Annotated in this window: 7 protein-coding genes and 1 pseudogene; 3 read left to right on the forward strand and 5 right to left on the reverse strand. The window is 68.3% G+C overall.

Annotated elements, in window-relative coordinates; genetic code table 11:
• Both DKT69_RS36045 and DKT69_RS36050 read right to left on the reverse strand, forming a co-directional pair.
• Nucleotides 1-448 (reverse strand): helix-turn-helix domain-containing protein (locus tag DKT69_RS36045; protein ID WP_161558017.1); only part of this gene is annotated, 448 nt, incomplete at its 3' end.
• Between the two features lie 173 nt (nucleotides 449-621).
• Nucleotides 622-854: pseudogene (locus DKT69_RS36050) on the reverse strand (AraC family transcriptional regulator); the annotation flags it as partial.
• A 216-nt stretch (nucleotides 855-1,070) separates the two neighbouring features.
• Between DKT69_RS36050 and DKT69_RS36055 the strand changes: the two are divergent.
• The 3 genes from DKT69_RS36055 (at nucleotide 1,071) to DKT69_RS36065 (ending at nucleotide 2,761) form a co-directional block, all read left to right on the forward strand.
• Entirely contained in the window at nucleotides 1,071-1,250 is a 180-nt protein-coding gene (locus DKT69_RS36055; RefSeq protein WP_201750035.1) for a hypothetical protein, read from the forward strand.
• A gap of 185 nt (nucleotides 1,251-1,435) precedes the next feature.
• Nucleotides 1,436-1,732 (forward strand): membrane protein insertion efficiency factor YidD, encoded by a 297-nt coding sequence (gene yidD / locus DKT69_RS40470; RefSeq protein ID WP_236648664.1) that lies wholly within the window; start codon nucleotides 1,436-1,438, stop codon nucleotides 1,730-1,732.
• A gap of 12 nt (nucleotides 1,733-1,744) precedes the next feature.
• Nucleotides 1,745-2,761, forward strand: coding sequence for a MarR family transcriptional regulator (locus DKT69_RS36065; protein WP_161558018.1), 1,017 nt, complete (start codon nucleotides 1,745-1,747; stop codon nucleotides 2,759-2,761).
• Between the two features lie 79 nt (nucleotides 2,762-2,840).
• Here the strand turns inward: DKT69_RS36065 and DKT69_RS36070 are convergent, their stop codons facing one another.
• The 3 genes from DKT69_RS36070 to DKT69_RS38035 all read right to left on the reverse strand — a co-directional run bounded on the left by DKT69_RS36070 (nucleotide 2,841) and on the right by DKT69_RS38035 (nucleotide 5,124).
• Nucleotides 2,841-3,584: a YqjF family protein gene (locus tag DKT69_RS36070; protein ID WP_109805832.1), complete on the reverse strand. Its 744-nt coding sequence runs from the start codon at nucleotides 3,582-3,584 to the stop codon at nucleotides 2,841-2,843.
• A 57-nt stretch (nucleotides 3,585-3,641) separates the two neighbouring features.
• Nucleotides 3,642-4,514 (reverse strand): alpha/beta fold hydrolase, encoded by an 873-nt coding sequence (locus DKT69_RS36075; RefSeq protein ID WP_201750036.1) that lies wholly within the window; start codon nucleotides 4,512-4,514, stop codon nucleotides 3,642-3,644.
• Between the two features lie 145 nt (nucleotides 4,515-4,659).
• A complete protein-coding gene (locus DKT69_RS38035) occupies nucleotides 4,660-5,124 on the reverse strand; it encodes a hypothetical protein (protein ID WP_146231311.1) in 465 nt (154 codons plus the stop codon).
• Between the last annotated feature and the right edge of the window lie 438 nt (nucleotides 5,125-5,562).

Genomic DNA, 5,562 nt, shown 5'->3' on the forward strand with positions numbered 1-5,562 from the left:
CCCGGATGGCCCCGGTGGTGAACCGCACCGAGGGTGTGGACCGGCGGCGTGACTTGAACCCCGGGAACCCCACCCGCCGCCCGGCGCGCTTGCTTGAACGCGAGTCGGACCAGTTCTTCAACCCCCGGGCCAGCGCGTCCAGGCCGGTGTTGAACGACTCCTTCGAGCACTCCGCCCACCACGGCGCCACGTTGACCTTCGCCTGATTCCACGCTCTGCGCAGCGCGGGCAGAGACCAGCCCTGCGTGGGGGTCAGGTCCGCCTCGTCGATGCCGTAGGTGCGTTCGGCGGCCCGCTGATCCATGACCGCCTTCACCCGGGCCAGCGCCCAGTTGTGCGCCACCCGCGCCGCCCCCGCGTGAGCCAACACCGCCCGCTCCTGTCCGGGCGTCAGGTCCAACGCGAACCGGTACGCCTGCACCACACTCAACAGCTCCCGGTGCGCCACGCCCAGCACCGTAACCACTCGGTATGACTAAACCCGCAACCACCAACGCCACACCCACCACAGCGCGGCGCCGATCGCCTGATCCCTCTCACGATGCAGCACCCGGGACTGCAAGCAACTCTTTCAAGGTCACCAACACATACCAACGCCTACTCAACCGGCAACAGTTGGCACCCCCAGCGGACCGCGATGTCAAGCAGCCACTCCTCGCCCGCCAGCACCTCCCCGCCGGCGACGTTAGCCGCCGCCGGACGTACTCGACAGCGGGAATGCCCGCGAGGGCCGAGAACAGCCGCCGGAAGTGGTACTCCGACGTGACCGCGATCCGCGCCAGCTCGGCCACCTCGACCGGCTGGTCGAGGTGCCGCTCGATGTGCTCCATGGCCTGGTTGAGCCGCTCCAGCACCCGGTGCTCCTTCCTCTTTTCGCCACCGACGCTATGCACCCGGGTGCTCCCCGAGCCGACATCCTGAGCCCGGTGCGGTCGGTTAGCTCTGACCGACCGGTGGCGGGAGTGTCGCCGAGACGTGACGAACAGCACCAGCACCCCGTGCGTTGCCCGTCGTTGGGCTCTTGAGCGATGGCTGGCAGAGCGGCACGCCGTCGTCGAGGGGGCCGGAAGATGGATGAGCGCGCCGAGTGGGACGACCTGTGCGAGCGCCGGATGGCGGAGCAGGGCGCCGCAGAGGCGTACGAGGCCGCCCGGATCGCGTTCGAGCTGGGTCGGACGGCGCGGAAGTTGCGGGAGCGCACCGGCCGGCTCGCTCCCCGCCGGCGGGCGGCTCGCCCGTCAACACCTTGATGCCGGGAGACGTGCTGGCTCGTGCGACTGATGCACCAGCTCGCGCGACGCAGAAGGAAGCGCGTCGGTCGGGTTGCGGCGCGTGCGACGTCTGCGACTGCGACGGCCCGGACTGCTGCGACTTCGGACTCTCTCCTTCATGCTGACGCTCGGTTCGGGCGGCGGGTGCGACCCGCGCGCCGATGATGGACCGGGCGGGTAGGGCGGCGATCCTCGCGTACCGGTGCTGGCTGTCGCACCGCTGGCCCGGCAAGTGCGGCTACACCCCGACGTGCAGCGCGTACGGGCTGGCGGCGCTGGAGCGGTACGGCCTCGCGGTGGGTGGGCGGATGGGCGCCGACCGGCTGCGCCGTTGCCGGCCGGGCGTGCCGCGCGGCACCCACGACCCGCTGCGCTGGCCTCGGTTGCCGCGGACGGTCCGACGGTTATCCAACCTGACGTGCGCCCTTCGGATTTCCATCCGTGTTATAAGTATTATCTGAGGAGGTCGGGTGATGCTTATATCGACGGCTGCTTGGCGGGCTCTGGTGGATACCGGCCTCACGGTCATCCCGCTCGACGCTGAGCATGTCGAGCTGCAGCGCGGGGCCGCCCAAACTGTATTGAGAGTGGTCCGCTCCTCCGCCGTCCTGAACCCGAGCGACATCGCCGCCTTGCGAACCCAGCATCGGCAGCCGGTGCTGCTCATCGTGCCGTCGGCGACGCCTGCTGTTCGATTAGCAGTCGAAGCCGCTGGCTGGTCCTGGCTGGTTGATACCGGTCGGCAGGTCAGCGGCCTCCTGTCCATGGCAGGTCACCCGTTGCCCATCGGGAGCCGGGAGGCTGATGCCCCGTCTCGTCGCACCCGACCAGGTCGCGTGCCGTGGGGCACGTTCACGCTGTTGCGACGACTGGCAGAGCACCCGTGGGCCACGCAGCAGCAGTTGGCTGCGCTTGCCGGTGTCTCCCAGCCTCGCGTGTCACAGGCCCTTGCCGCGTTGGCTGACCAAGGTCTGGTCCATCGCACACCGGCTGGTTGGGACGTCACCGACATTGACGCCGCCTTTCAATGGTGGCTGCACGCGTACCCGGGGCCAGGTGGCCTACGAACCCTCTGGTGTGGCCTAGAGCCGCCGGTGAAGCAGGCGGAGACAGTCATTGGCCTGCTGAAGAGCGGCGATCGTGAGCGGATCGCAGTGTCCGGTGACGTCGCGGCCGACTTCATCGCCCCATGGCGAAGTCCGCGCCGAGCGATCGTCTATGCCCAGACCGGCTCGGACCTGACCTCTGCGGGCCTGGCACCGGCCGACGAGGATGACGCGACGTTGGAACTGATCGTGTCCAAGGACCCTGGAGTTTGGCCCTGCCCGACTGCCCGGTCGCAACCGGAAAGCATGCCGTTGGCAGACCTGTTGCAGATCCTGTGGGACGTGTCGCGTGCCCCGGGCACTGACTCGGACGAGGCAGTTCGACACCTCCAGCGAGCGCTGCGAGAGCGTCGTGAACGAGTGCGTAGGAGCCCGGTGGCATGACCTGGGCCCACCTCAACGCCGCCACCCGCCGCCGCGTGGTGCTGGAGGAGGACTGAGGTGGCCGCACCGGCTCGGGCGGTCAGCCGGGTCGGCGCACGGTGGCCGGTGGGCCGAACCGGACCGGGACGCCGGGGGAGTAGAGCACGCTTGTCGGCGGTCCGGACGGCGGCGGCAGTCCGGCGGCGGTGACCAGCTCGTCGTCCAGGTGCAGCAGCTCGGCCCGGTGCAGCGGCCACTGGGGATGCCAGTTCGGCAGGTGCAGCGTGCGCCCGTACGCCCGGGTGTGCAGGCCCCAGCGGGCGGTGACGAAGTGTTCCAGCGGGGTCGGGTCGGCGATCGGCTCACCCACCCGGACCACCATCCGGCTGGTCGCGCCGGTCGGGCCGGGCCAGCGGCGCCGGCAGCGGTAGGTGTAGCGGTCACTGTCCCGGTCCAGCCGCATCGCCGACCACTTGTACGGCAGCCGCAGGCTCAGCTGCGCGACCAGCACCGGGACCAGCCGGGACGCGTCGAGCGAGCGGAACACCACCGCCCTACGGCCGATGCCGTCGACTGAGTAAAGCCGGACGTTGGTCTCCCAGAAGCTGCCGAAATACGGCACTCCCGGTCCGCGTCCGAGCCCCAGCCCGACCATCCGGAAACCGATCAGGCCGACGTAGCTGAGCCCGTCGAGGGTGTCCGGGCGGGTGCCGCCGGGCAGCAGGGGCGCGACGAGTTCCGGTGCGACGGCCCAGTGCAGGAAGGTGAGGTCCTGCCAGCGCTGCCGGAGGACCGCGCGGGGGAATCTCTGTTCGGGCGCGCAGTCGACCGCCTCGATGTCCACGTACCCATCGTGCCCGCTCTGAGCCCCTTGTCGTAGATCCGGTCGCGCCCAGTGACGTCAGGTGAGGAAGGCGAGGAGCTGCCGGGTCGTCTCGTCGGGGGCCTCCTCCGGCAGGAAGTGTCCGGCCTTGACGGGGCCTCCGTCGACCTGGTCGGCCCAGGCGCGCCACACCTCCAGCGGCTCGTACCAACTCGCCACCGGGCCGGCGTGGCTCCACAGCGCCAGGACGGGGCACCGGATCCGCCGGTTGCCCCGGTCGGCTTCGTCGTGCTGGTAGTCCAGCGTGGCGGCCGCCCGGTACTGCTCGCAGATCGCGTGGACGGCGTCCGGGGCGCTGAGCTTCGCCACGTACTCCGCCCTTACAGCGGCCGGGAAGGCGTCCGGTACCTCGGACAACGAGTCGAGCATGTAGTCGACGATGACTTCCGGCGCCTGGGCGACGAGTCGTTCGGGCACCGGCTCGGGAGCGGCGAGGAACGACCAGAGCCAGAACCCGAGACTGAAGTCCATGTCGGCCTGGCCGAAAGCGTCGCCGGTGGGCACGATGTCGAGCACCGCGAGGCGGGTCACCGTGTCGGGGTGGTCCAGCGCCATCCGGTACGCGCAGCGGGCGCCGCGGTCGTGCCCGACGACGGCGAACGTGTCGTAGCCCAGGAGCCGCATGACCTCCACCTGCTCGCGGGCCACCTGACGCATGCTGTACGGCGCATGGTCCGGCGCGCTCGGTGGCTTCCCGCTGTCGCCGAAGCCGCGCAGGTCCGTGGCCACCACGGTGAACCGTTCCGCGAGTCGCGGCGCGACCCGGTGCCACATGAGGTGGGTCTCGGGCATGCCGTGCAGCAGCAGGACGGGCGGGCCCGCGCCGCCCCGGCGTCCGTGGATGGTCATGTCCGTAGTGGCGATGTCCAGTTCCTCGAAGCCGTCGAACACCGGATCCGTTCCCTTCGCCGGTTCGGTTCAGACTCGCCCGGTTCAACGATTCGGACGCCTTACCGCTGCTTCCAGGAATGCCGGAGCTGCCAACGTTTCACGGCCATGCCGTTCGCTGGCGCCCTTGACCTCCCCCATCCACGGCTCATCGGGAGTGGGTGGACTTGGTTTCGTAGCCCACTAACCGCTGAAATAGGCCACGCAAGCCTCGCGGCGTTGATAATGAGGTGTCGGTGGGTTCTGGGAATCTGATCAGTCGACCAATTACTTTGCCGCGTCGCTCATGCAGCTCCTCTTCGTATTCGCCGCTGAGGAAGCCTTTTGCAATTAGTAGCAACTCCTTCAGAGCGTCCCACTTGTCTGGATCATCGTAGGCCGCGCGTTGAGTGTCATATGCATCTGCCAGGTTGAGCAGGAAAACCTCGCCGCTTCCGGTCATGGACAACGTGACAGGCGCGTCATCGTCCGATCTGCGCAGCTTCAGGCGTACGAGATCTTGCGTCTCAACCGAAAAGTCCGCCACGAACCCCTCACGGACCATCTCTTCAGCGAATCTGACAAAGGCACGTTCAACCGATGCCGGACTTACTGACTCAACCTCTCCACTCATGAAGGCCGTCGTCCATTCTTCTACCAAGTCCAGTTTCTGGCGATGCTCTTCTTGCCGCTCTGGACGGAGAACCAGTTGAAGTCAATGCCACCGTAGCGGCGCTCCAGGTGTATGTGGCGTTCAGGTCCTCAACCATGCCCCGAACGACCGGTTGCGATGCGAGTGATGATCGTGTATTTCCTGAGGGCCGGTTCGGGCACGGCTACGTGTGTTGAGCGTTCGCCGAGTTCACGAGTCGTGGGTGGGCCCGAGCTACCACAGGTCACGGCCTTGATCGTCGGCGCGCCCGAAGGAACTCGAACCCCTGACCTCAGGGTCATTGCGTTGTCGGGATGCTGCTGGTCACGGCGGTGATGAGGTCGTGGGGGCGGCGGTTCGCGCGTCGGGTGGCGCGGGCGATGTTGGCCTCGCCGTTGGTGCGGTGGTAGCCGATCGAGG

This window comes from Micromonospora sicca, from assembly GCF_003172935.1.
GTDB lineage: Bacteria > Actinomycetota > Actinomycetes > Mycobacteriales > Micromonosporaceae > Micromonospora > Micromonospora sicca.

Bases quoted from the DNA above. Each gene is read 5' to 3' on its own strand.
- yidD (WP_236648664.1), top strand. From the start codon at position 1,436: ATGGACCGGGCGGGTAGGGCGGCGATCCTCGCGTACCGGTGCTGGCTG.
- DKT69_RS38035 (WP_146231311.1), bottom strand. From the start codon at position 5,124: ATGAGTGGAGAGGTTGAGTCAGTAAGTCCGGCATCGGTTGAACGTGCC.
- DKT69_RS36065 (WP_161558018.1), top strand. From the start codon at position 1,745: ATGCTTATATCGACGGCTGCTTGGCGGGCTCTGGTGGATACCGGCCTC.
- DKT69_RS36055 (WP_201750035.1), top strand. From the start codon at position 1,071: ATGGATGAGCGCGCCGAGTGGGACGACCTGTGCGAGCGCCGGATGGCG.